This is a genomic window from Atopobacter sp. AH10 (assembly GCF_003664595.1).
Taxonomy (GTDB): Bacteria; Bacillota; Bacilli; order Lactobacillales; family Aerococcaceae; genus Atopobacter.
This window is the reverse complement of record NZ_QXPZ01000012.1, coordinates 13547-35274: the sequence shown is the minus strand read 5'-3', so window position 1 is coordinate 35274 and position 21728 is coordinate 13547. Positions and strand designations below refer to the sequence as shown.

Annotated in this window: 22 protein-coding genes and 1 pseudogene; 13 read left to right on the top strand and 10 right to left on the bottom strand. The window is 37.3% G+C overall.

Going from position 1 to position 21728, the window contains the following annotated elements:
* The 3 genes and pseudogenes from D3H64_RS03060 to D3H64_RS03050 all read right to left on the bottom strand — a co-directional run.
* Positions 1 to 514: pseudogene (locus D3H64_RS03060) on the bottom strand (IS21 family transposase); the annotation flags it as partial.
* Between the two features lie 324 nt (positions 515 to 838).
* The gene (locus D3H64_RS03055; RefSeq protein ID WP_121564690.1) at positions 839 to 2041 is read right to left on the bottom strand and encodes a putative glycoside hydrolase; all 1203 of its coding nucleotides are present in this window, start codon (positions 2039 to 2041) and stop codon (positions 839 to 841) included.
* Positions 2042 to 2129: 88 nt separating this feature from the next.
* On the bottom strand, positions 2130 to 2762 hold the full coding sequence (locus D3H64_RS03050; protein ID WP_158589208.1) for a YkyA family protein: 633 nt from the start codon (positions 2760 to 2762) through the stop codon (positions 2130 to 2132).
* A gap of 160 nt (positions 2763 to 2922) precedes the next feature.
* Between D3H64_RS03050 and lspA the strand changes: the two genes are divergently transcribed.
* Genes lspA through pyrR form a run of 3 tightly spaced genes read left to right on the top strand, consistent with a single transcriptional unit; the run spans position 2923 to position 4828 of the window.
* Positions 2923 to 3384 carry a signal peptidase II gene (gene lspA, locus D3H64_RS03045; RefSeq protein WP_121564686.1) on the top strand — a complete coding sequence of 154 codons (462 nt, stop codon included), beginning with the start codon at positions 2923 to 2925 and terminating at the stop codon, positions 3382 to 3384.
* Entirely contained in the window at positions 3384 to 4289 is a 906-nt protein-coding gene (locus D3H64_RS03040) for an RluA family pseudouridine synthase (protein WP_121564684.1), read from the top strand. The genes lspA and D3H64_RS03040 overlap by 1 nt, the downstream gene beginning before the upstream one ends.
* Positions 4286 to 4828, top strand: a complete 543-nt coding sequence (gene pyrR / locus D3H64_RS03035; protein ID WP_121564682.1) for a bifunctional pyr operon transcriptional regulator/uracil phosphoribosyltransferase PyrR — start codon at positions 4286 to 4288, stop codon at positions 4826 to 4828. Before D3H64_RS03040 ends, pyrR begins: the two co-directional genes overlap by 4 nt.
* Before the next feature lie 184 nt (positions 4829 to 5012).
* Here pyrR and D3H64_RS03030 read toward each other — a convergent pair whose 3' ends face one another.
* Complete coding sequence (locus tag D3H64_RS03030; RefSeq protein WP_158589207.1) at positions 5013 to 6680, bottom strand: NFACT family protein; 1668 nt, start codon at positions 6678 to 6680, stop codon at positions 5013 to 5015.
* Between the two features lie 281 nt (positions 6681 to 6961).
* On the opposite strand from D3H64_RS03030, the gene D3H64_RS03025 reads away from it, so the two are divergent.
* The 10 genes from D3H64_RS03025 (at position 6962) to D3H64_RS02980 (ending at position 14577) form a co-directional block, all read left to right on the top strand.
* On the top strand, positions 6962 to 7651 hold the full coding sequence (locus D3H64_RS03025) for a TlpA disulfide reductase family protein (protein WP_158589206.1): 690 nt from the start codon (positions 6962 to 6964) through the stop codon (positions 7649 to 7651).
* On the top strand, positions 7629 to 8309 hold the full coding sequence (locus D3H64_RS03020) for a thermonuclease family protein (RefSeq protein WP_121564676.1): 681 nt from the start codon (positions 7629 to 7631) through the stop codon (positions 8307 to 8309). Before D3H64_RS03025 ends, D3H64_RS03020 begins: the two co-directional genes overlap by 23 nt.
* A 117-nt stretch (positions 8310 to 8426) precedes the next feature.
* Positions 8427 to 8660 carry a glutaredoxin-like protein NrdH gene (gene nrdH / locus D3H64_RS03015; RefSeq protein ID WP_121564674.1) on the top strand — a complete coding sequence of 78 codons (234 nt, stop codon included), beginning with the start codon at positions 8427 to 8429 and terminating at the stop codon, positions 8658 to 8660.
* A 108-nt stretch (positions 8661 to 8768) separates the two neighbouring features.
* Positions 8769 to 9980 carry a bifunctional phosphopantothenoylcysteine decarboxylase/phosphopantothenate--cysteine ligase CoaBC gene (gene coaBC, locus D3H64_RS03010; protein ID WP_121564672.1) on the top strand — a complete coding sequence of 404 codons (1212 nt, stop codon included), beginning with the start codon at positions 8769 to 8771 and terminating at the stop codon, positions 9978 to 9980.
* Positions 9964 to 10578 (top strand): DUF1510 family protein, encoded by a 615-nt coding sequence (locus D3H64_RS03005; RefSeq protein ID WP_121564670.1) that lies wholly within the window; start codon positions 9964 to 9966, stop codon positions 10576 to 10578. Before coaBC ends, D3H64_RS03005 begins: the two co-directional genes overlap by 17 nt.
* 17 nt (positions 10579 to 10595) lie before the next feature.
* The gene (locus D3H64_RS03000) at positions 10596 to 11483 is read left to right on the top strand and encodes a YitT family protein (protein WP_121564669.1); all 888 of its coding nucleotides are present in this window, start codon (positions 10596 to 10598) and stop codon (positions 11481 to 11483) included.
* 9 nt (positions 11484 to 11492) lie between these two features.
* Positions 11493 to 12410, top strand: coding sequence for a YitT family protein (locus D3H64_RS02995; RefSeq protein ID WP_121564667.1), 918 nt, complete (start codon positions 11493 to 11495; stop codon positions 12408 to 12410).
* 168 nt (positions 12411 to 12578) lie between these two features.
* Positions 12579 to 13556 carry a GMP reductase gene (gene guaC, locus D3H64_RS02990; protein ID WP_121564665.1) on the top strand — a complete coding sequence of 326 codons (978 nt, stop codon included), beginning with the start codon at positions 12579 to 12581 and terminating at the stop codon, positions 13554 to 13556.
* 33 nt (positions 13557 to 13589) lie between these two features.
* The gene (locus tag D3H64_RS02985; RefSeq protein ID WP_121564663.1) at positions 13590 to 13784 is read left to right on the top strand and encodes a hypothetical protein; all 195 of its coding nucleotides are present in this window, start codon (positions 13590 to 13592) and stop codon (positions 13782 to 13784) included.
* 151 nt (positions 13785 to 13935) lie between these two features.
* The gene (locus D3H64_RS02980) at positions 13936 to 14577 is read left to right on the top strand and encodes a hypothetical protein (protein WP_121564661.1); all 642 of its coding nucleotides are present in this window, start codon (positions 13936 to 13938) and stop codon (positions 14575 to 14577) included.
* A gap of 302 nt (positions 14578 to 14879) precedes the next feature.
* Here D3H64_RS02980 and D3H64_RS02975 read toward each other — a convergent pair whose 3' ends face one another.
* The 6 genes from D3H64_RS02975 to D3H64_RS02950 form a co-directional block, all read right to left on the bottom strand.
* Positions 14880 to 15959: a M42 family metallopeptidase gene (locus D3H64_RS02975; RefSeq protein WP_121564659.1), complete on the bottom strand. Its 1080-nt coding sequence runs from the start codon at positions 15957 to 15959 to the stop codon at positions 14880 to 14882.
* A 293-nt stretch (positions 15960 to 16252) separates the two neighbouring features.
* Positions 16253 to 16951, bottom strand: a complete 699-nt coding sequence (locus tag D3H64_RS02970; protein WP_158589205.1) for a DUF554 domain-containing protein — start codon at positions 16949 to 16951, stop codon at positions 16253 to 16255.
* A 113-nt stretch (positions 16952 to 17064) separates the two neighbouring features.
* Positions 17065 to 18738, bottom strand: coding sequence for a formate--tetrahydrofolate ligase (locus tag D3H64_RS02965; protein ID WP_121564655.1), 1674 nt, complete (start codon positions 18736 to 18738; stop codon positions 17065 to 17067).
* A gap of 45 nt (positions 18739 to 18783) precedes the next feature.
* Positions 18784 to 19419, bottom strand: a complete 636-nt coding sequence (locus D3H64_RS02960) for a cyclodeaminase/cyclohydrolase family protein (protein ID WP_121564653.1) — start codon at positions 19417 to 19419, stop codon at positions 18784 to 18786.
* Positions 19420 to 19749: 330 nt separating this feature from the next.
* The gene (ybaK, locus tag D3H64_RS02955) at positions 19750 to 20238 is read right to left on the bottom strand and encodes a Cys-tRNA(Pro) deacylase (RefSeq protein WP_121564651.1); all 489 of its coding nucleotides are present in this window, start codon (positions 20236 to 20238) and stop codon (positions 19750 to 19752) included.
* A 4-nt stretch (positions 20239 to 20242) separates the two neighbouring features.
* Positions 20243 to 21679: an amidase family protein gene (locus D3H64_RS02950; RefSeq protein ID WP_158589204.1), complete on the bottom strand. Its 1437-nt coding sequence runs from the start codon at positions 21677 to 21679 to the stop codon at positions 20243 to 20245.
* Positions 21680 to 21728 lie beyond the last annotated feature (49 nt).

The window sequence follows — 21728 nt, the reverse complement described above, 5'->3', positions numbered from 1 at the left end:
AGATTTGAACGAATTTCGCGTCGGAATAGGGGAAGGTCATCGCAAACAAGTAACCTTGATATAAAACCCCTTTTTCATAAAAGGAAAGTTCACCAAAGTCAATCTGAGCCTCGCCTGTTGGATGATCTAAAGGCAAGTAGACGACTGTCTCCTGTTTGACCTCTTCTCTTAATTCAGCCACTAAAGAGCGAATGGTCCTAGGTGAAGCCTTTAAGACCAAATCTCCTTTTTTGTGGAGTTCAAGGAGTCGATCATAGACTCTTTGAGCGGTATGTCTTTGCTTCCTGGGGGCTTTAAAATCGTCTAGGAGCCATTGTTTAACAAGTGCTCGATAGGGATCTGTTTTGCGACTTCGCTTCTGTTTAATCGGAACATCAGGATCAAAATCTTCCTGATTGACATATTTACTAATTGTGGTGCGATCGAAACCAGTCTCCCTGGCAATGCTTCTGATACTTTTCCCTTCCATGTCGTGTATCAATCGTATATCATAAATTTGGTTCACTGTTAACACCTCTAATTCCATCCTTTCAGTGGTCGTATACTAATAAGTGGCTGAATTTTTAATTGCCACTTGGCTGATTTTTAGTTTACCAAATACAGTCAAAATTAAAAAAACCTCCTAAAAGTTGATTTAATCAACTTTTGGAGGCTTTTTGTATTTTAAAAGTGCCAAAGTCAGGAAAAATTATTGGCTTGAAATTGTAAGAGAAAATTTGTTTAGAAAGAAACTTGAAATTTATCTCCCGTGAATCTTCAATTTAAAGGATTTCCTTAGATAAGGAAAAACAGCACCAGTCCAAAAGACTAGTGCTGTGGTTAAAACATAGAATCTGCTCTAATAATCCGTCTTTTTAAAGTAGGAATTATTAACATCCCATAATAGGTATTCCTTAACGCCTGATTCTTTAACCGCTTGAATCTGAGCACTTACTTCTTCTGGTCCATATTCTAAATAATTACCAGGCCCAAGATATGAAGCCGTAAAGTTTTGTAACCATGGTCTTGAAATTGGTCGATCTTTTAACTTGGATAGAACTTGTTTTTCAATTTCCATGTAAGAGGCTACTACATCATAAGGATGTAAGTCAGGTTGGTAAATCCCAAAATAGGACATTCCCCAGTGACTTGGATAGATCATTGAAGAAATGACATCCACATGAGAAGATATTTTGGAAAAGTTTTGACCGATACCTGGTGCTTCTGGGATAGTAGCCGCATATCCGAAAATGTCGACTCCGACTTTTACCCCATAAGGCTGAAGTTTTTTATGCGCATAGGCCACAAAATCTGAAACAGCTTGAACACGAGCTTGTATATCGTCCTTGTAATTTGCATATTTGCCCATTTTAAATTGCAAACTATCCGCGAAGGTCTCAAAACCTTCCGGAAAACGTACATAGTCAAACTGAATTTCCTTAAAGCCCAGTTTTGCTGCTGCAATAGCAATATTCACATTATAGTCCCAAATTTCTTTTTTAAATGGACTAACAAAGCTATCACCATTGCCTGAAGTCCATAATTCACCAGTTTGATCGATAAAGGACAGATCAGGGCGTTGTCTAGCTAACAGAGTATCTTTAAAGACAACAATTCTAGCGATGGGATATATTTGATGCTTTTCAAACTCCTTCATCATTTTCTGAGGATGTTTGATATGAACTTCCATATTCTTTTTAGCCTTTTTACTTAACCCCTTTAAAGGCATTGTAATAAATCCTGTATCATCCTTAACATCTAGAACGATTGCATTGAGTGGAGTAGTATCCAAAAGCTTGTAAAGTTTTTTTTGCGTTTTCCGGTCGTAGAAACGAGTCGGAGCATAAATTCCTTTCACACCGCTTTTAGGATAAGGAATATTGATTCCTGTTTGATAGAAAAATTGTTGAGGTAAGTTTTTTGGCGTTCGTAGAAGATTTTCCTCACGATAACCCTTATCCTCTTGACTTTTGTGATCCGCTAAAGTCATTGAGTTAGTACTTAAGAATGCTAGCATGAATAAGGCTAACCCAAACCCTATCTTAGAGCTTAAGCGTTTCATTCGTCACTGCCTCCTATTCCTATAAAAGTGAATGATCTTCGATGACACTATCAAATCAACTGTTAGGGCTTGGCAAAAGTTGGTCTTGCTAATTCGCCACTAACAAATCGTGTAACCGTCGTAGGGGATTAGAAAGTTTCCGCATATCTTTTTGTAATTTCTTCAAGTGGGATAGCGATTTATCCGCCTTCTTATTCACCTTAACCATACTTTGATTGAATGTTTTAAAATTCATGTCATTGTGGGATAGAGAGGTGTAAAAGTTGAGTTCAGCGTCTAATTGATCCGTATAAGCATTAGAAAATAAGCTGTATTCCTTATGAATGCGTTGAATTTTTAGTCTTAGGCCTTTAATATCTTCTACAGACGTCCCCTTCGTCCGTGGTGTTTCAATTGTGGCTAACTTGCGATCGGCTAACCGAAACAGTTTGTCCTGTTTTTTTAGTTGTTTAATGGCTAGCTGACGTTTGTTTAAATTCTCAAAAATTGGTCCATTTTTTTTCTTGAATTGCTGCATGGAGTCGTCTAAACTAATAGTCGATTCCCAGTCCTTTTGAACTTTTTTCTCAAGTTTAATAATGGTTTGGAAATCAGTATCCATGTCATGTGTTGCTGTTTCAAATTGTTCTAGAGCTTTTGCCGTATCAGTCTCACGACTGCCACAAGCACATAGAAGAAACAGGCCGAGAAAAAGTAAAAGGACTTTTTGAAGTCTTTTCATTCTATTCCCTCGCTTTACATTTTGTTTAAAAGCTTTTGCCATTATATTATTTTTAGCACATTTAGAGGTCAAATGCTTAACAGACCAGTAAAATACAATGATATTGAGAACAAACAGTGATATGCTTGTAACATAAGTAACATTTAGGGAGATTATCATTATGTATATAATATTAGTTATAACAGCTTTACTGCTTGATCAAGCTATGAAATTTTGGACGGTGTCGCATCTCAAACTTGGTGAAAGTCAGCATTTTTTACCCGGAATTGTTTCCCTTCACCATATTCGAAATTTTGGTGCAGCTTGGGGCGTATTCAGTCATTCTAGGATTTTCTTATTGCTTATTACCTTGTTAGCTTCTTGCTTTATTATCCATCTGATGAGGCAAGAAATTCATCGTTCTAAAGCTTTAGCTACTGGCTATGCCTTGGTTCTTTCTGGTGCATTAGGGAATGGCTTGGATCGTTTTCGTTTGGGTTACGTTGTCGATATGTTTGATTTTGATTTTATAAACTTCCCAATTTTTAATCTTGCAGATTGTTTTATTTCATTAGGAGTAGTGATTTTATTACTAGCCTATCTTTATCTAGATAAGCAAAAAGAGAAGGGGGCTATGCTTTAATGAAGTGGATTGCCTATCCGCCACTAGACCGATTAGATAAATGGTTAAGCCGACAAGAGCCTTCAAAATCTCGGTCAGCTATCCAACGTGCGATAAAAGAAAATCTTATTACTGTCAATGGGAAAAATCTTCCAAGTAAATATCTTTTAGAAGAAGGGGACGAGATTAACTGGACTATAAAAGAGGAAGAAGGACTTGTTTTAAAAGCAGAGTCTATTCCTCTCGATATTGTTTATGAAGACAATGATATTTTAGTCGTTAATAAAGCAGCTGGAATGGTCGTACATCCTTCAAAAGGGCATTCTTCTGGAACATTAGTCAATGCTTTATTGGGCTTACAAATTCCCTTGTCTCATCATGGAGAAGACTTTCGTCCAGGAATTGTTCACCGCTTAGACAAGGACACAAGTGGCTTAATGGTCATAGCTAAAAGTGATTTAGCTTACGACAAGCTGATTGCGCAAATAAAGGCAAGAGAAGTTCACAGGTACTATTTGGCCTTAGTCTCTGGTATTATAGAAGAGGAAGAAGGACAAATTGATGCTGCCATCCGCCGATCTTCCACTAATCGATTAAAGCGTGTGGCAGATAAAGAAGGCCAAGAAGCCAAGACACACTTTACAGTCCTAGAACGTTTTAAAAACGCTAGCTTAGTTAAGTGCGTTCTAGAAACTGGAAGAACTCATCAAATAAGGGTGCATATGGCTTTTATAAATCACCCAGTCTTAAACGACCCTATGTATGGATCTTTAAAGATTATTCCTAATCTGAGGAAAGGGCAGGCTCTACACGCTTACCGACTTGCTTTTGCCCATCCGGTAACAGGAGAATGGATGGACTTTGAAAGAGATTTACCAGAAGATATCAGCCACTATTTGAACCAATTAAGGAGAGATGACCGATGAAGCCACTACAGTTAATGGATGAAGCTAGTATTCGCCGTTCTTTGACAAGGATTGCCTATGAAATTTTGGAAAAAAATAATGGAGTAGATAGTGTGACTCTCATTGGAATTAGATCTCGTGGCGAAGATATTGCTAAACGTTTAGCTGACCGTCTAGAACAAATCGAGGGAAAAAAAGTCCCTATGTTAAGTTTAGATATTCATTCTTATCGAGATGATTTGATTGAAAAAATACAGGATGAAGTCGTCTTTAGCCAAGCTGATCAAAAATGGATAACAGATCGTGTGATCGTCTTGGTCGATGACGTTTTATATACTGGTCGAACCATTCGAGCTGCTATGGATGCTGTGATGGACTATGGACGCCCAAAACGCATTCACTTAGCCACTTTAATCGATCGTGGGCATAGAGAATTACCTATTCGACCTGACTTTATCGGGAAAAATATTCCTACAGCTCAAAGTGAAAAAGTAACGGTTCATCTTAAGGAGCGAGATGGGAAAGACTGTGTCTACCTTGAGCGTCCAGACGAAAACTAAAGATTCTTTCTCTAAAGCTAAAAGGCACAAATAGAATATTTTTTAGCAAGAATAAAGAGAGCAAGAACACTAGCAGAAGTGTTTTTGCTCTCTTTTAATTCATACGAATGTCATGCTTATATTGGATCTTATTAGCTTTACAGGTTAAAAGAAAGATCGTCTCAATTATAGTAACTACTTATGCCTATTCCCTATGATCGATAGGACTAACAGAAAGATTTTTGGACTGGTGATAAGTAACAAAACCTAATCGCCCTCCAACTGGCTTGTTGAGTCCTTTGATTTTAAGATAATCAACAGGAACATGGTTAGAATAGCGTGCTTTAGAATAATATGCAGCTAATTGACAACAAAAGAGAATATCCTCTTCGCTAGCCTCCTTAGCCATGAGGACAACATGAGATCCAGGCATATCTTTCACATGGAACCACCAATAATCCTTTCGGGCAATACGGAAGGTAAGTTGGTCATTTTGTCGATTATTTCGGCCCACTAAAACCTCCTGACCTGAAGGAGATCTGTACTTTAGTGGCATCGATTTAGGCAGACGGACTTTCTTCTTTTTGGCTGACCTTTTTATGTAGCCTTCTTTTTCCAATTCGTCCCTAATTTCAAGAAGAGTAGCCAAATCACTTACATGAATTTGTTCAAGAACCGTTTCTAAATACTGGCATTCTTCTTTGGCCTTTGAAATTTCACGATCAAGATGCAAACGAGCTGATTTTCTCTTTTGGTAACGCTTGAAGTAACGCTGAGCATTGTCTGCTGGACTCAATAGAGGATCTATTGGGATAGTCATCAACTGATTATTGTCGTAATAATTCGTCACGGAAACTTCACTTTGCCCCTTGGAGATAGAATAAATATTGGCTGTTAACAATTCTCCTTTAAGTTGGTCTTCTTTTAGGCCTTCAGTCTCTTTTAGATCCCTTACAAGTTTTTCTAGTTTACGCTGACTGCGACTAAGATGATTAGTCAAAACTTGGAGGATTTGTCCTGCAGATTGACGGATGAAATTTTCTTGCATTTGTTTGCGCATTGACCATTCATAAGCTTCACTTAAGCTAGCAAAATGTTTAAAAGGATCGCCTAAAGTAATATAAGTAAAAGCTTGCGGAATAAAGCGGTTTTTCATTTGGTAAACAACTGGGTGTAGCTCTTGATCACGATATTTTTTTAAAGCGATGGCAGGATTAAGGCCTTCTTCTTTAGCTATAGCAAGAATTTCATTGGCGGTATTTCGGCTGATTCCCTCGAAAGTATCCATCAACCATTGACAAGGGTCGCTCATCGGTTGATTTAGTTGGTAAATACTGTCCAATTCTCTAGCAGTTAAAGCAGAGACTTGTCGTTTTTTTGAAGAAGGAGGGGCAATGTAGTCCTCCCCAATCTCAATTGCTCTATAACGATTTTGGCTTTCATCTACATACCTAGAAGCAGCGAGGATTTTGTCATCCTTATTCAGGAGGATGATATTACTATAACGTCCCATTAATTCAACAATAAGGGTATATTCACTTCTATCGCCTAATTCGTCACGATGACTAATCATTAACTTGACCCAGCGATCCGTGCCAACTTGCTTAATTTGCTCTAAAATGCCTCCTTCTAGATGTTTTCGTAGGACAAGGCAAAAATTAGGCGGACTTGTTGGATTATCCAATTGATCTTGTGAAAGGTGTATGCGTTGATAAGTCGGGTCAGCAGAAATTAAAAGCACATGATTTTTCCGTTGAGCCCGAATGGTTAATTGAATTTGATGTGTAAGAGGTTGGTGGATTTTACTGATTCTCCCACCTTGTAATAGGGGAGCCATCTCTTTTATTAAATGATATAACATTAAACCATCCATATGAAACATCCTTTCCTGATCAATTCTTTTTCAGTATAGCATAAGCTATTCTTTACTCCTAGTCGTTCTCAAGCTCGCATTAAGTCAGCTGAAATAATATTTCCTCAAACTACTCTATAAGGTTAGATAAGTGCATCTTACTGATTTCTCCTTCAGCTAACTATCCAAAAATTTCTACAGTCTTTTAATATTTCTTGAAACATTTTAGCTTTTTTATATCTCAGTGACCGAAGCCTAAAATTAAGCTATAATAGAAAGGTATGGAACGAAAGGAGACTTTTATGAAAAAACGCTTTGTATTTTTAGTTAGCCTAATGGTCATTATCATGACAGCTTGTTTCTATTATTTCAAGCCAACATCTAATCACACGGCTGATACAGATAAAAGAAGAAAAACTGAGCAAGTAGCCCAACAAACTGAAAACCATATTGTCACCAAAGAAGCCGCCCAAAAAGCAAAAGAAAGAGAAAAAAAGGCAGTAGACACCCCTTCAGCAGGGGCACTAGTGACCAAATCAGATGATCAAGAGGAGAAAGACCCCATTGCTACATTATCTGTCCCACAAGATCGCTTTCTAATTCATACAAACGAAAAGGATAAAACCGAATTAAATTTTGCTGTTCCTGAACGACGGGTTATTCTTTTCTGGTCTAGTTGGGCCGATGTATGCGAAGAACAAATGAAATTCGCTAACAAGCTCTATCAAGAATATAAAGGCAAAGTTCACTTTTATGCTATCAATGGTACTGATGGGGAAAAAGAAACTTTTGCAAGTGCTAAAAAATTTCTAGATAAAAACCATATAACTTTACCTGTTTATTATGATAGCGACTTCCAACTTCATCGCGCCTTTAAATTATCCTATTATCCAACAATTATTGTTCAAAATAATGAAGGAAAAACGGTTTTCCAATTTCAAGGAAGAGTAGAGGAGCAAAAAATCCAAGATGCCATCAAACAAATTTTATAAAAAAATACTTTATCACTTAGGAAGGGACAATAAATCATCAGCCAAATCCCTCATTCTTCTCCTTGTTTTGGGTCTTATAGGATACGGAATTGATCATGTTAATTCCTATAACCACAACAGAATTAAAAGTGACTCTTTCATCTCCACAAAAGAAAATAAAGCAGAAAAAGTTGCAGATCTAGCTTCTATAGACTCTTGGCATCCCTTGAAGAAATATCAAGTTACTTTTAAACGTACGATTGATGGAGATACTTTTGTAGTTCAAGTTGGAAAGAAAGATTATAAGGTACGAATGCTTATCATTGACGCTCCAGAAATGAATTTTGGTAAAGATCTCGCTCCTAACCCTTTTGCAGAAGATGCTAAAGAATTTTTAAATGCACGTCTGACTACCGCTCAAAATATCTTTCTTTCTGTTGATAAAGGGCCTAAACAAGACCATTATGGACGCTTGTTAGCCTACGTTTATCTGAATGATTCAAATGAAAGCTTGCAAGAAGAAATGCTCAAAAAGGGTCTAGCTATCGTTAGATACGTGAAAAGGCCAAACGATTCCTTAGTGGATCGCTTAAGAAGATCTGAAGAATTTGCAAGGGAAAGAAAAAAAGCTGTCTGGTCTGTAGCTGGTTATGTTAAGGATCATCGTTACAAGCCCTAAACCACTATATATTGTGGTATGACTCCTCTTTTTTTACGAAATGCCACAACATATCATTTTACCTTTCTAGTGAAATAGGGTATGATACAAGGGCAAACTAAAAAAGGAGAATGAACCATGACTTTAACAATCTATTCTAAACCAAATTGCATGCAATGTAATTTTACCAAACGATTTTTGAAAGATAAGGGGATAGAATTTATCGAAAAAGATATTACTGTCTCTGAAGAAGCCTTACAAGAAGTTAAAGATTTAGGCTTCCAAAGTGTCCCTGTCGTCAAAAATTCGGATGGTGAAGCATTTGCTGGCTTTAATCCAGAAAGATTAGAGAGCTTAATTCATAAAGCATAAGAGGAAATAGAGAAGTCCGTTTATACGGACTTTTTTTGCTTTATATAGGATTAAAATATGATACAATAGGGCTAATGATCACTACTAAAAAAGAGAAGGAATGGAATTATGCTGACGAATCGACATATAACCGTGATGATCACGGGAGGTATAGCCGCTTACAAGATTCCCTTATTGGTTCGATCTTTAATTAAAGAAGGGGCAGAAGTTCGTGTATTAATGACTCAAAATGCCAAAAACTTTGTGGATCCATTTACATTCGAAGTTCTAACAAAACAAGTTGTCTCTATAGATGAATTTCACGGAAAAGATCCTGTTCTGCATATTCACACAGCTGATTGGTCTGATTTAGTAATTGTGACTCCATGTACAGCTAACACGCTAGGGAAATTAGCTAATGGCATTGCCGATAATTTGGTCACATCTTGTTTGTTAGCCTGTACCTGTCCTGTCATAATTGCTCCAGCTATGAATCATCATATGCTTCACCATCCCGCAGTAGAAAAGAATATCCATTGGTTAAAAGAACAAGGTTATTGGGTTCTGCCAACTGATTATGGTTTCCTTGCTGAAGGTTATGAAGGGGATGGTCGCCTATTAGACTTGGACTTACAAGTTCTTGCAGCAAAACTAGCCTTGCATCCGCTGGCTAAAGTTTTAGCTGGTTCATTAGTTGGCCAAAAATGGTTAATTACAGCAGGAGGAACAGTTGAAGCTATTGATCCGGTACGTTACATCGGCAATCGCTCTTCTGGGAAAATGGGTTGTGCCATAGCTAATATGGCTAGCTTATTAGGAGCAGAGGTTCATTTAATCAAAACAGAAAGCGTAACAGCTATCCCATTGTTACCGACAATTAAAACAACTAGTGTTCAATCTGCAAATGAATTACAAGAGGCAGTAAAAAATAATCTATCGGCAAATGACGTCTTAGTGATGGCTGCCGCTGTCTCTGACTATAGGGTAGAGACGCCATCCCAGCATAAGCTGAAAAAGCAGGAAAACTTGACTCTCCAGCTTATAAAAAATCCTGATATATTAGCTTCGATTGCTAACGAATCTATCTTTAAAGTGGCATTTGCGGCTGAAACGGATCATGTTTTGACATATGCTAGAGAAAAGAGAAAAGCAAAAGCTGTTGATATTTTAGTAGCTAATGATGTGTCTAAAGCTTCCATTGGATTTAATAGTTCAGATAATGCTGTCACCATTATTAGTGAAAATCAAGAAAAAGAAGTGCCAAAACAAGCCAAATGGTCCGTTGCCTTATCTATCATCCAAGCTATCATTGAGGTGAGATCGAATGAAAGAAAGGCCTAGACTTTCTTTAAAAATCAAAAAATTATTGCTCTATTATCGCTCCTATACCCTAGTTTTTTTCTCCAGCTTGGTTATTATCTTTTTATTTTTTATCGGACATGTTCTTTTCGGCAGTAAGCCAATTCAAGATTGGATTAATCCAAAAGATACTTCTGAAGTAGTCGTCCCTTCACAGAAAGAAATAAAAGAAAAAGAAAAGGAAAAGCATCAAGCTTTAGTCCAACAAGCTAAAGAAAAGAAAAAAGAAGAGAAAAAGAATTTAGCTAAAAAAGTTGACTCAGATGATCCAAATGTTTTAGTAGCTTATGAAGCGAATTGGCCATATTACAAAACCGAACAAAAGGGCGACCATTGGATAAACTTCGAGGAAGGTTCACTTGATCGTCAAGAAATAGATGCTGCCAGTCGTTCCGTTATCAAATCCAAAGAACAACTGACCGATTACTGGCTCAACGTCGTGGATGATAAGTCTATTTATCTTATATTAACAAACGAAGATAATAGCAAAAATTACAGAGTATACATGACTTTTGAAAATGAAAAAGGCTGGCGAGTGACTAGGTATGAAGAATTACGTCAACTCACAGGCGAAGGATAGCGGAGGTTTATTCATTTATGGAAAATGATAATCTACTCGATGGTAGGAAAAATAAAAAATATCGTCAGTTAATTCTGTCACTACTGGCTGTTTGTTTATCGGCCTTTTTACAAACCTTTTGTTATCAAGTTTTTTTAAAGCCATCTCATATGTTAGCATCAGGCTTTTTGGGAACCTCAATGCTTATTAACATTTTTGCGGATAACTACCTGCATTTAGATATCCCTGTTCCTTTCTTGTTAGTCGCCTTAAACTTGCCAGTAGCCTTGATGTGTATGCGGGGGATAAGTTTACGTTTTACAGCCTTGTCACTTTTGCAAATTGCCATTTCATCTACTTTTATGCGTCTTTGCCATTTTCAACCAATATTTGACGATTTAAGTTTAAATATTATCTTTGGAGGAGCTTTGAATGGCTTTTATATCTCACTAGCTTTACTAGGACGCGCTTCAACCGGTGGGATGGACTTTATCGCCTTGTACGTTTCTAATAAAAAAGGGAAGACCATATGGGAATACGTCCTTTTAATTAATACCATCATGCTATTAACTTACGGGTATATTACGAATTGGCGATATGCTGGTTATTCCATTATCCTTCAATTTATTTCCACTAGGGTCGTCTCAACCTTCCATAAGCGCTACAAACTATATACTTTAAACATCACTACAACAAGAGGAGAAGCAATCCGAGATGCTTTTGTGAACCATATCCGGCATGGCATCACTTGTATTCCGGTTAAAGGGGGCTATACACAACAAGATCGTACCATGTTGATTACAGTTGTTTCTTCTTACGAGGTAAACGATGTGATCGACCTTTTACAACAAATCGATCCATACGTTATCATTTCTATCAATCAGACAGAACGGTTTATCGGGCGTTTCCACAGAGAACCAGAATAGGAGTATGTCATGAAAAAATTTTTATCTCACTTTTCACTTTGGTCCATTGGCTTAATCATATTTGGAAATATATTGATGGCATTTGTGGTCAACAATTTCCTCCTACCTTATCATTTGGGTGAAGGAGGGGCATCAGGTTTAACCATTATCCTATTCTACTTGTTTGGCATTCCTCTTTATCTCTCCAATATTGTGATCAATGGTATATTACTTGTCTTGGGTTGGAAATTTTTAGATCCACGAACCATGTACTATACAATTTTTAGTACCATTTTATATTCGATTTGCTTAAAATGGATTCCCAACTTTGCTATACCAATTAAAGAACCTTTGCTCGTGCCATTAATCGTAGGGGTTTTAACCGGTATCGCTATAGGAACAGTTGTATTGGCTGGGGGAACAACAGCTGGGTCAGATATCCTAGCCCGTATGTTAAATAAATATTTTGGATGGAATACTGGTACTGCTGTTCTCATCATAGATTTTATTATCATCTTGCCATTTTTCCTTATCACAGGTTTTGAACGCACCATTCTTTCTATTTTGAATGTGGTATTAAATGGAAAGACCATCGATTTTGTCCTTTACGGTCTAAATCCACGTAAATCCGTTATGATTATCAGTGATCACGCGGATCGTATCGCTGAAGAACTACAAGCTACCATCGATAGAGGTATCACAGTCTTACACGGGCATGGTTACTATACTAAAGACAAAAAAGATATCCTGTATATTATTGTAACAAGGCAACAATTAATGACAGTTAATAATGTCGTTAACTTTATTGATCCCCAAGCATTTTTCATCGTTACTAGTGTACAAAACGTCAATGGGCAAGGTTTCAGTTACTTTATTAATGAAAAAGTCAATGAGACGTCCAATAAAACACTTGATGAAACAAAAAAAGAAGTCCATTCGCTCTATTAGCTCGATAGCCTTTCACACGACTTATACCCATTTAAGCAGAGACTTGTCTCTGCTTTTTTGATAGAGTCAAAACGAAAATATTTTGATCTAGAGAAGTCTGAATTCACTTGATAAAAAAAGACCAATTGGGTATCATAGATGAGGACTTTTTAATGGGAGGGAATAACTATGATTAATCAAGTTTTCGACTATGAAGATGTACAACTTCTTCCAAATAAATGTATTGTTAAAAGTCGTAGTGAGTGTGATACCAGCATTCAATTTGGTCCACGCCGTTTCAAGTTGCCTGTTGTACCAGCAAACATGCAAACGGTTATCAATGAAGCATTAGCCGAAAAATTAGCTCGTAATGATTACTTCTATATCATGCACCGTTTTGATTCAGAAAATCGTCTAGAGTTTGTTCGTTCTATGAAGGAAAAGGGCTTGTATAGTTCAATTTCTATAGGTGTTAAAGATAGCGAATATGATTTTGTTAAAGAATTAGCTCGTCAAAACTTAGTTCCTGATTATATCACGATCGATATTGCTCATGGACACGCTAACTCTGTCATTGATATGATTCACTTTCTTAAGAAACACCTGCCTGAATCGTTCGTCATTGCAGGTAACGTTGGCACACCTGAAGGAGTCCGTGAACTAGAAACTGCAGGCGCTGATGCCACAAAAGTTGGTATTGGTCCTGGTAAAGTGTGTATCACCAAGCTAAAAACAGGTTTCGGGACAGGTGGATGGCAATTAGCTGCCCTTAATTGGTGCTCAAAAGCCGCTCGTAAACCTATTATTGCAGATGGTGGTGTTCGCCATAATGGCGATATCGCTAAATCTATTCGTTTTGGGGCTTCTATGGTCATGATCGGATCCTTATTTGCTGGCCATGAAGAATCTCCAGGAAATGTCTGCAAAATTAACGGTCAACTTTACAAAGAATACTTCGGCTCAGCCTCTGAATTCCAGAAGGGTGAACGCAAAAATGTCGAAGGTAAAAAAATGATGATTGAAAAGAAAGGGCCGATTCAAGAAACATTAGATGAAATGCAACAAGACTTACAATCTTCCATTTCATATGCGGGTGGTAAAGAGTTAGATGCCATCCGAACAGTCGATTATGTTATCGTTAAAAATTCTATTATGAATGGTGACTAAACTTTAAATTTACATAAAGGGTAGGGGGATCACATGAAAAGCGAGAAATTTTTAATAGCTATTAACGCTCTATCAGCGATTCTGATTTTATGGATTTGTTGGCCATTTATCAGTCAGGGGAATATAGCCGCTATAATGTTCTTCTTACTCATAGCAACTGGCTTAATCATAAACTCTTACTCACTTTATAGACGTTATAGGGCAAAAGAAAAGTCAGAAAATAAATAGCATAGAAAATAGCTTTATATAGTGCAGAGATAAGGTCAGTGACTTTATCTCTGATTTTTTATTAATGATATAAATAATAACTGAGCCTTTTTGTAATATATCTAGCGAATATGGTATAATAAACTAAAAAGTTCCACTAGGAGGGTACAGCATGAAAAAGAACTTGGCAAAATGGAGTTTAATTCTTTTATCAATAAGTTTGTTAGGCTGTTCTTCAAACCATGAAAATTCATCCGAATCAAGCCAAAGCAATCAATCAGCTACCCAAGTAAAGGCCAATAAAGCGTCTAATAAGGCAAAATCAGATGCAAAAGATGATAAAAATAAGACGGCAATCGATAAAGAAGAGAAGTCAGATTCCAATAAAACAAAGGGCTCAACAGCAAGCGAAACAAAACAAACAGCCGCTAAAACCGGTAAAAACTCAAGCGGAAATACGACAAATACTAGCAATAATAAGCCTAAAACATCTAATAAGAACAACTCAGAATCTCAATCTCTAACCCAAGAAGAAACTAAAAAATGGATATTCAATCACTTAGGGTCTGCAGCAGATTTTGGGCTTGACGAAATTAGCGCTGACGATTTTACTTTTATAACTTCTCGTGATGATGATGGTCTATTGCTTGTAGAAGTGAGAGAAAACCATGATTCTGATCATTTTAAAGGAAAAGCTGATCCTAATACAGCACCAATTGTAGGCTACTTTAGAATAAACAAGAAAGGCCAACTAGAAAAAATGGATTCCAGCACTGGATCTTATCAAGTCATCGCTTCAAATCCTAACGAGTAATGCTTTTCAAATAGTATTTTTTAACTACAAGCAGTCCTGACCAAGTCATGTGCAATTAGTCAGGGCTGCTTTCTTAAGTATTTAATAAATAAGCAAAAGATTTCTTTAGCTTGTCTTAACTCCTACAAAAAGGGGTCGTTATAGAGTAAGCAAAACAAATCTGTTCATCTTTCTCATCGTTTTACTGCTTTGCATAATGCATATTATGTAAACAAGTATAAAGTAGCTTCATCAACATCTCCCTCTATAGATAAGTAAGCACGGAAGATTTTAAAACTCTCCCGTGCTTACCATTTGTTTATTTATAGCTTATCAAAGACTTCTTGATTAAGTTTTTCTAAAATACGGAGGCTTAATTCCTTAGCGACTAGCAAATCACGATAATCGCTATAGCAATAATGCGTATGGGCATATCTCACAGGTATTCCTATAACAATACAAGGAATAGCTTTTTTAGATAAGGAATACGAAGCTCCATTGGTTCCGCCACCAGACCGTACTGAGCGTTGAATCGGCAAATCAAATTCAGTTGCAGTATCAATTGCTAATCGTTGAAAGCCTGGATGCGTAATCATGGAGACATCATGATGTCTTAACATTGGCCCCTTACCAAGTGCTGTTTGGATCTTATAAGCTTCTGTAAATGTATCATCAGCAGGGCAACCTTCAAAAATAATAGCAATATCAGCATCTGTATTTTGTGCAGCTACAGTAGACCCTCTTTCACCAATTTCTTCTTGAGTTGTCAAAATGGCCTCGATCTCAATCTCTCTATTTCGCTTCTCATTGCTATAAAAATCTTTAAAGGTTTCCAAGAGGCAAGCACAACCAATTCGGCAATCAAAGGCTTTTCCTAGGCACAAGTTATCATTAAGCATTTCAAAACGCACATCAGGTACAACTGGATCTCCTATCTCTATACCTAAAGATTCTGTTTCTTCCTTTGAGCTTGTACCAACATCGATAACTAATTTATCAAAAGAAAGGGCTTGTTTTCGTTCGGTTTCTGTCATGAAATGTGGAGGTGTACTAGCTATTACACCCTTAATTTTGCGCCCTGTATGTGTCTTAATAATCACCGTATGGGCAGGAACGTTAGAAACCACCCATCCCCCTACTTTTAGGAAATCCAACATGCCGTTAGGACGAATGGCTTGTATAACAAAACCGACTTCATCTTGGTGAGCATCAAATAAAACTTTTAAAGGCCTTTTTTCTTTTTTATCACTTGTGTGTTTACTTTTTATATAGAGATTGCCTATTTTGTCCATATGAAAGAGAGCATCGCTTTTGAGATAATTTTTAGCTACTTCAGCAACTTCCTTTTCATAACCAGAAACACCAAATGCATCAGATAGATTAGCTAATAGTTCTTTTGACATGGTTTAACCATCCTCCCTATTGTCCTTGTCTATTCTATCTTCTATTTTACCCTTTTTTTCATTAATTAAAAGATGTATTAATTTTCTAGCAGATATAACTACTAGACATAGATAGTAGAAAATTCCTCTTATAAAATTTTCGATCTAAGCTATTGATTCATAAAAGATCACCCTCAAAAAGAGTGATCTTTCAACTTAATTGATAAAAATATTACTTACTCAATAAAGGTATTGCTCTTAATATCCTTCAAAAGGATCGACAAGTTTGCCCTAAAAATAGAAAATAGTTGTCTTTACTTCAAACTCTGTAATATTGGCACAAGTATCATTGGGATAAAAGGGGCTGGTAAAAAACTAGCCATTTTAATATGTGTCACTTCAAGAACATTCAATCCTAAACCAAGAATAAGCAAAGAACCTACCGCTGAAATTTCTGTAACCACTTCAGGACTCAAGCTGCCTTTCAGTAGAAAAGCCAACAAGGTAAAACCACCCTCGTATATCAGTAAAGGCAGGGAAGCGCATGAAACACTTAAGCCCATACTCGATCCCATAATAAAGGCCACCAATCCATCCATTATGGCCTTAGAAAGCAATATTGAATGTTTCCCATCAATCCCACTCTGAAAAGCCCCAATAATTGTCATTGCCCCTATACAAGAGATCATAGTCATGGACACAAAACCTTGACTAAAATTTGAAGATTTAGTAGTCTTTGACATTAAATGTCCAAACCACTGACTAAATATCTCAATTTTTTGATCTAATTTGCATAGTTCACCTAAAAGGCCTCCAATCATCAAGGATAGAATGAGAACGAGAAGGCTCTTTGTTGTCATGGCTTCTTTAATTCCATAGTAAATGACGACCAAAGCAATACTTTGCATGCCAATCTTTTTCATGGATTCGGTGAGAAGATGCCCAAAAAAACGACCGGCGAAACCCATCAGTAAAACAGACAAGCAATCTACTATCGTTCCTAAAAAAATCATCTTACGCCTCTCTTTTAATGACTTTACTAATATCTTTTTCATCCCGTATTCAAGCCAAAACAAGCACATCTTTAAAAGTGTGCTTGTTAAGGTTATATCTCATCTATTAATGACTAAAAGAGGCCTGTAATATGCCCTTCATCGTCAATGTCTATACGTTCAGAAGCTGGAGATTTTGGTAAGCCAGGCATGGTCATGATGGCTCCTGACAAAGCAACAATGAAACCTGCCCCTGCAGAAACCTTTAATTCTTTAATGGTAATATCAAAGTTTTCAGGTGCATTAATCTTATTCTTGTTATCAGAGAAGGAGAATTGCGTCTTAGCCATACAAATAGGGAGATGCCCAAAGCCCAACTCTTCTAATTTCTTCATTTGCTTACGTGCTGGAGCACTTAATTTAGCCTTTTTCCCACGATAAATTTTTTGAACGATCTTGTCCAATTTGTCTTGAATGGAGTCTTCATCATCATAGACAAAATGCAATTCGCTATTTTCTTCTGCTAGTTCAACGACCTTTTTAGCAAGGTCTAAGCCACCTTCGCTTCCCTTACCCCAAACTTCGGATAAAACTACATCGGCACCGAGTTCATGGCAAGCTTCTTCTACAGCTTTTATTTCAGCATCTGTATCCGTTGGGAATTTATTAATAGCGACAACGGTTGGTAAACCAAAGACATTCTTCATATTATCTAAATGACGGATTAAGTTCGGCATCCCTGCCTTAACTGCCTCTACATTTTCTGGCCCTAAATCATTCTTAGCGACTCCACCATGCATCTTAAGAGCACGAATAGTCGCTACAAGAACGCAGGCATCTGGTTTAATGCCAGCCTTCCGACATTTAATATCAATAAACTTTTCAGCCCCTAAATCTGCACCAAATCCTGCTTCAGTTACTGTGTAGTCACCATACTTCAAGCCAAGTTTTGTCGCAATAACTGAATTACAGCCATGGGCAATATTGGCAAAAGGTCCACCATGAATTAAGGCTGGTGAATGTTCCAAAGTTTGTACCAAATTAGGATGGATAGCATCTTTTAAGACAGCTGCCATAGCACCTTCAGCTTTTAAGTCATGAGCAGTTACTGGTTCTCCATTAAAGTTGTAACCAATAATAATTTTGCCCAAACGTTCTTTTAAATCACGTAAATCGTTAGCCAAGCAAAGAATCGCCATGACTTCAGAAGCAACAGTGATATCAAAACCGTCTTCTCTTGGCACCCCATTGCTACGTCCTTGTAAGCCATCAACAACATAACGTAATTGTCGATCATTCATATCTACCACACGTTTCCAAGTAATATTACGTGCATCGATTTGAAGGGCATTGCCATGATGAATATGATTATCGATTAAAGCGGCTAACAAATTATTGGCAATACCAATAGCATGAAAGTCTCCAGTAAAGTGCAAGTTGATATCTTCCATTGGGACAACTTGAGCGTAGCCTCCACCAGCTGCCCCACCTTTAACACCAAATACTGGTCCAAGGGAAGGTTCGCGCACGCAAATAACGGCATTTTTACCTAGTTTGTTTAATGAATCTACCAAGCCAACTGAAGTGGTTGTTTTACCTTCACCTGCAGGAGTTGGAGAAATAGCCGTGACGAGGATAAGCTTACCATCTTTTTTATCTTTCAAAGACTTTAAGCTAGTCATGTCCACCTTAGCTTTATAACGGCCATACAAGGTGAGGTCATCTTCTTTAATATTGATGAGATGAGCAATCTCTTGAATGGGTTTCATTTCTACAGAATTTGCGATTTCGATATCTGTTTTTGGCATGCAAACAACTCCTTTATTGTTCATTTTGTTGATCATAAAACTAAGCTAATCGCCTATAATTTGTTGATTGATGTCTCGAATGATTTGTTCTACCATTTTGAGACCTCTTTGGTGTAGTTCATGGCTCTTTTGACGGCATTCGTCGACATAAGACTGATCTTTTATCATATGGAGGTTTACTTCAACATTAATCAATGAAGCTTCTAAAGCAGCTTTTAACTGATGGGCTGCTACTCCAATATCACTTGCTACAGAAGGGTTAGATTTAAAAACAATTGTTTGGGTAATTTCTATAGCTTCATATACCGCCTGTAAGGTTAATAAAGGTGGCTGGATGGCTATTTTTAAAGCCTTTTGCATTTCACTTTTTCTAAAAGCTTTCTCTTCATCAGTCGTCTTAGGTAAAGAAAAGACCTTTGCAACTTCTGAAAAAGCTTCTCTATCTTGATCAATAGCTAAGAGTAAACGATCTTGTAATTCCTGACACTTGATAATAGCTTGCTCATTCACTTCTTGATAGTCAGCATATTTTTTCTTCCCGACTGTCAGTTCACTAACCATTTTGGTCAAAGAAATACCTGTTGCTCCAGTTAAAGCTGTTGCTGCACCGCCTCCTGGTGCCGGAGCATTACTAGAAAGCAATTGAATAAATTCGGAAATATCCATTTTTGAAAGTTGCATTCCTTCCTCCTTCGATTAAGACCTCTTGCTCATTTAGGATAAAGCGATCCTTGATTTTTTTTATTCTAGGAATTTGTGAAAGTTAAACTGAAATACTTTCCCCTCCCTTCTTTTTGGTATCAAGATTGACAACGTTTACACTTCTGGATTAATTATAAGGAGCAATTCATGAATTGTCAAGAAAGGCTCCTTAATATATAGTGTATAGCCGCTTGTGGGAAAACAGCATATTCTCACAAACTTTTTGATGTAAAAGGAAAAAATAGTCGTTTTTTTCAGAATATAATGATCGAATTTTTCATGAATAGAACAACTTACTTCTAAAATACTCTATTGACACAAAGCGGCGCTTGAAGCCTGGCAAATAGTCAACAAGTCTTGAGGAGCTAAGGAGACTTGCATCCCTCTTTTTCCTGCAGAGACATAAATTTTATCGTAGTTTAGAGCGGATTCATCCACATAAGTCTTGAAGAGTTTTTTCATCCCAATAGGTGAACATCCGCCACGAACATAACCAGTTACTTTGGTTAAATCTTTTAGAGCTAGGAGTTCTAATTTCTTATGACCACTTAAACTTGCCACTTTTTTTAAATTAATGGAAGCATAGCTAGGGATACAAGCTACTAGGTAATCCCCTCTTTCTGCTTCTAAGACAATGGTTTTAAAAACCTGTTCAACTGGTAAATGATTCAGTTCACTCATTTTCACAGCATCTATATGTTCTTCTGGCACATCAAATGATGTGACCTCATAAGAAATACCTGCATCGTCTAAATGACGTAGAGCGTTTGTTTTTTTGATTTGTTTTTTCTTTGACATGTTATCACTTCTTAAAATAAGGTTCTAGACTTTCAGCTAAAAGGAGCAACAGATTATCTTTATTTTTACCTGCCATAAATTCAACCCCAATTGGCATATGAGATTCTGCATTTTTGTAAAGTGGCAGACTAATCGCTGGTAAACCTGTCATATTAGCTAAATAAGCTTGTGGACTTAAGGATGTTATCTGGCGAATAGCTTCTTTCCCTAATCGGATATAGTCATCATTAGAGAGAGCGTCATAGGAGATTCCAGTTAGAAGTTTCTCATTAGGGAATTTTTCTTGACTAGCTGGTGCTGTAACAGAAGTAGATGGGTAAATAAAGGCATCATAATCTGTAAAGAATTGACAAGCTTTAGCGGCTAGCTGATCCCATTGATTTATATCTAAAGACAGTTGATAGGCAGGTATAGTTATCCCATATCGAGCTATCACATAGCTACTAGCTTCAACTTCTCCCACTTGAACTGCTCGGCCTCTTTTTTCTTCAATACTAGTAAAACTTGCAGCAGTTTCGCTTGCCATTAGGCGACCATACATCAGCAACAAATCTTCCCTCGACTGAAATGGGAATGTGACTTCTTCGACAATATGGCCCAAACTTCTTAAGAGTTCCACTGCTTCAAGGATAGCCTCTTGTGCATCCCTGCCATAAGCATGCCCTTTATAGTCCGTCAAGCTATAGGCCATTTTCAAAGGAGCTTGTAAAGGACTTTCATATAAATGAGCATAAGATTGACGTTGGGCTTTAAAAGGCGATTCAATTTGTTGGGCTTGAAGATGATAATAAAGTAATTTCATATCTCGAACACTTGAGGTTAAGGCAAAGGAAGTCCCTGCCCCCTGCCAAGCTCTCCAACGTAAAGGACCAATTGGCATAGCCCCTCGACTTGGTTTAAGCCCTGCTAGTCCACAAAATGAAGCTGGCACACGAATTGACCCACCTGCATCACTAGCTGTCGCTAAGGGAATCAAATTAGCTTTTACAGCACTTGCTGCCCCTCCAGAAGAACCCCCAGCATGAAAATACGGATTGAGCGGATTATGAACTGTTCCATAAAGTTGACTGTCAGAGACATATTTAAGGCCAAATTCAGGCACGGATGTGGAAGCTAAAATAATAAATCCAAGCTGTTTGAGTCTTTGCACAAAACAATCATCTTTTAGTGCTATATTATCTTTTAAAAGTTTAGATCCTTGGGACGACTTTAATCCCTTAACACTTTGGTGGAGATCCTTTGTGAGGATGGGAACTCCGGCAAAAGGACGATGAATATCGACATGCTTAGCATCTTCTAGGGCCTCATCAAATCGTTCATCTGCTAAAACATTGTACATCTCATTATATTTTTTGAGTTGGTTAATATAATATTGGACAACTTCTTTTGGGGAATAGACCTTATCTTTAATGGCATGGGTTATAGCAATAGCATCGGACATGTTTTCCCTCCTTAAAAAAATGGGCAATTGCTTAATCATTTTGAAATTC

Coding starts and splice junctions, on each gene's coding strand:
- D3H64_RS03055 (WP_121564690.1), bottom strand. CDS start 2,041: ATGAAACGCTTAAGCTCTAAGATAGGGTTTGGGTTAGCCTTATTCATG.
- D3H64_RS03050 (WP_158589208.1), bottom strand. CDS start 2,762: ATGAAAAGACTTCAAAAAGTCCTTTTACTTTTTCTCGGCCTGTTTCTT.
- lspA (WP_121564686.1), top strand. CDS start 2,923: ATGTATATAATATTAGTTATAACAGCTTTACTGCTTGATCAAGCTATG.
- D3H64_RS03040 (WP_121564684.1), top strand. CDS start 3,384: ATGAAGTGGATTGCCTATCCGCCACTAGACCGATTAGATAAATGGTTA.
- pyrR (WP_121564682.1), top strand. CDS start 4,286: ATGAAGCCACTACAGTTAATGGATGAAGCTAGTATTCGCCGTTCTTTG.
- D3H64_RS03030 (WP_158589207.1), bottom strand. CDS start 6,680: ATGGATGGTTTAATGTTATATCATTTAATAAAAGAGATGGCTCCCCTA.
- D3H64_RS03025 (WP_158589206.1), top strand. CDS start 6,962: ATGAAAAAACGCTTTGTATTTTTAGTTAGCCTAATGGTCATTATCATG.
- D3H64_RS03020 (WP_121564676.1), top strand. CDS start 7,629: ATGCCATCAAACAAATTTTATAAAAAAATACTTTATCACTTAGGAAGG.
- nrdH (WP_121564674.1), top strand. CDS start 8,427: ATGACTTTAACAATCTATTCTAAACCAAATTGCATGCAATGTAATTTT.
- coaBC (WP_121564672.1), top strand. CDS start 8,769: ATGCTGACGAATCGACATATAACCGTGATGATCACGGGAGGTATAGCC.
- D3H64_RS03005 (WP_121564670.1), top strand. CDS start 9,964: ATGAAAGAAAGGCCTAGACTTTCTTTAAAAATCAAAAAATTATTGCTC.
- D3H64_RS03000 (WP_121564669.1), top strand. CDS start 10,596: ATGGAAAATGATAATCTACTCGATGGTAGGAAAAATAAAAAATATCGT.
- D3H64_RS02995 (WP_121564667.1), top strand. CDS start 11,493: ATGAAAAAATTTTTATCTCACTTTTCACTTTGGTCCATTGGCTTAATC.
- guaC (WP_121564665.1), top strand. CDS start 12,579: ATGATTAATCAAGTTTTCGACTATGAAGATGTACAACTTCTTCCAAAT.
- D3H64_RS02985 (WP_121564663.1), top strand. CDS start 13,590: ATGAAAAGCGAGAAATTTTTAATAGCTATTAACGCTCTATCAGCGATT.
- D3H64_RS02980 (WP_121564661.1), top strand. CDS start 13,936: ATGAAAAAGAACTTGGCAAAATGGAGTTTAATTCTTTTATCAATAAGT.
- D3H64_RS02975 (WP_121564659.1), bottom strand. CDS start 15,959: ATGTCAAAAGAACTATTAGCTAATCTATCTGATGCATTTGGTGTTTCT.
- D3H64_RS02970 (WP_158589205.1), bottom strand. CDS start 16,951: ATGATTTTTTTAGGAACGATAGTAGATTGCTTGTCTGTTTTACTGATG.
- D3H64_RS02965 (WP_121564655.1), bottom strand. CDS start 18,738: ATGCCAAAAACAGATATCGAAATCGCAAATTCTGTAGAAATGAAACCC.
- D3H64_RS02960 (WP_121564653.1), bottom strand. CDS start 19,419: ATGCAACTTTCAAAAATGGATATTTCCGAATTTATTCAATTGCTTTCT.
- ybaK (WP_121564651.1), bottom strand. CDS start 20,238: ATGTCAAAGAAAAAACAAATCAAAAAAACAAACGCTCTACGTCATTTA.
- D3H64_RS02950 (WP_158589204.1), bottom strand. CDS start 21,679: ATGTCCGATGCTATTGCTATAACCCATGCCATTAAAGATAAGGTCTAT.